This window comes from Christensenella sp., from assembly GCF_034927525.1.
Classification (GTDB): Bacteria; Bacillota; Clostridia; order Christensenellales; family Christensenellaceae; genus Christensenella.
This window is the reverse complement of the sequence record NZ_JAYFPU010000237.1, coordinates 1-2,273: the sequence shown is the minus strand read 5'-3', so window position 1 is coordinate 2,273 and position 2,273 is coordinate 1. Positions and strand designations below refer to the sequence as shown.

Here is a 2,273-nt window from a genome sequence, read left to right as displayed (position 1 = left end):
TTCAAACCGATATCCCACTCCTCTTAACGTCACAATATGGTCGCGGTAATTTCCAAGCGCACTCCTAAGCAGCTTGATATGCGTATCGAGCGTCCTGTCATCACCGTAAAAATCATAGCCCCACACTTCGGTGATCAGCTTTTCCCGCGTGAGTGCGATCCCCTTATTCTTCGCCAGATAATATAGCAGTTCATATCCCTTAGGCGAAAGCTCCACTTTCTGATCGTCAACACGAACAATCATTGCAGAAACATCGATCACCAGCCCGCCAAATTCCATCAATTGCTTTTCCTGTTCGCCCTTTGCCGTCCGCGACAAAATCGCACGCACACGCATCATAAGCTCTTTGGGCGAAAACGGCTTCACAACATAATCGTCAACGCCCAGCTCAAACCCATGTATCTTGTCATATTCCTCGCCGCGCGCAGAGAGCATCAACACAGGTGTATTTTTCCCTGACTCACGGATTTTGGCACAGGCAGAAAATCCGTCCAGCTCGGGCATCATCACGTCCATGATGATAAAATCAAAATCGTGCTTCCTGCACAGCTCGACCGCTTCCATGCCGTCTGCCGCTTCCGCGATCTCGTATCCCTCAAATTCGCCGTATTTCCGGATCAGCGAGCGGATATTTTCTTCATCGTCTACCACAAGGATTTTTTCCATGTATCTTACCGCCATTTTTCTTTTATCATACTATAATAAAACATAAATGTGAACATCAGGTGAAAAGCAATAAAAAAACAGCCCCGCAGGGCTGCCTTTCGTTATTTTAATTTTGTCGTTTGCAGGAACAATTCGTATTGCCCATCCACGTCCTGATGACAGGATGGAATGTATTCCCTGATATCGCACGACCGCGCACATACCGCACGCGCTTCATTCAAATCTTTCAGTAACCCTCGTCCGATCCACTGCGTCAAAATATTTCCGATCCCCGTCGCGTCCGCAGGCCCGGCCAATATCTTCTTGCCTGTAAAATCCGCCGTCAGCTGGTTTAGGAAACCGTTCTGGCTGCCACCGCCAATCACATGTATCCCGTCATAGGATCGATTGGTAAGCGTTTCAATCTTTTCGACCACATAGCGGTATTTGCAGGCCAGGCTTTGCGTAATAATGCGCACAAGCTCCACGTCGTTTTTCGGAACGTACCCGCTTTCCTTGCACATCTGCGCAACCACATCCGGCATATCAGTCGGTTCAAACAGCCGCTCGTCGTCCGGATCGATAAACGCACCGTCGCACTGCACTTTGCTTGCCATGTCCGCCAGTCCGGCAAAGGTGTATTCCTTGCCCTGTTGCTTCCACACGCGTACGCATTCCTGCAATATCCACAGTCCCATGACATTGCGGATATAACGCACACGATTTTGCACGCCGCCTTCGTTGCCAAACCCTGCCTCCATGCTCGCCTTTGTCATGATCGGCTCTTTGAGCTCCGCACCGACAAGAGACCATGTACCGCTCGATATAAACAGAAAATCATCGTCGCCCTGTGCGGGTGTTGCCGCCACCGCCGAAGCAGTGTCGTGTGCGCCTGCCGCGTAAATATCAGCCGCAGCAGTATGCATCTCCTCACATATCTCCTGTGAAACGCGTCCGACCTTATCCCCCGGATAAACGATCGGCGAAAACAGGTCTTGACGCAAGCCATATGCCCTGAAAATATCGTCATCCCACTTGTTTTCAAGGATATTATACAGGTTCGTCACGCTCGCAATGGTATACTCCGTATATTTCTGCGCCCCCATCAGATACGAAAGATAGTCGGGCACAAACAACAAATCCTGCGCCAAACTAAGGATATCGCCATCCTGCTCCTTTTGTGCCAATAGATGATAACACGTCTCAAAGCGCGCAAACTGCTGCCCTGTTCTTTGATATACCTCAAACTTCGGCATCAGCTCGTCAGCACGTTCGATCCAGCCTTCCGTCCTGCTGTCGCGGTAGTTTCGCGGCGTTTCAAGCATCGTTCCATTCTTTGTCAGCAGCGCATAATCATTGCACCACGCATCAATGGCCATAGACTGAATCTGTCCGCCAAATTCCCGCTGTGCTACTGCATATCCCGTTTTGATCTCGTCAAAAATATGCAGGAAATCCCAGTACGCCCGCCCTTTTACAATAACGATACGGTTTTTGAACTGGTATATAGGTGTAAAGCTTGCTTTTCCGTTTTCAAGCGATCCGACAAACAGCTTCCCGCCGCTTCCTCCAAGGTCGACCGCCAGAGCCAGGCTGTTCTCCATTTTAATCTTCTATTTTGGCTGCCG

General features: G+C 49.8%; 2 protein-coding genes. Both read right to left on the bottom strand.

The window, feature by feature from the left end; all coding sequences use genetic code 11:
- A partial coding sequence (locus VB081_RS09880; RefSeq protein ID WP_323400655.1) for a response regulator transcription factor occupies positions 1-666 on the bottom strand: 666 nt, incomplete at its 3' end.
- Between the two features lie 101 nt (positions 667-767).
- Entirely contained in the window at positions 768-2,249 is a 1,482-nt protein-coding gene (locus tag VB081_RS09875; protein ID WP_323400654.1) for a rhamnulokinase, read from the bottom strand.
- Positions 2,250-2,273 lie beyond the last annotated feature (24 nt).

What these genes read in the sequence shown, in the direction of transcription:
- VB081_RS09875 (WP_323400654.1), bottom strand. Translation starts at nt 2,249, where the DNA reads ATGGAGAACAGCCTGGCTCTGGCGGTCGACCTTGGAGGAAGCGGCGGG.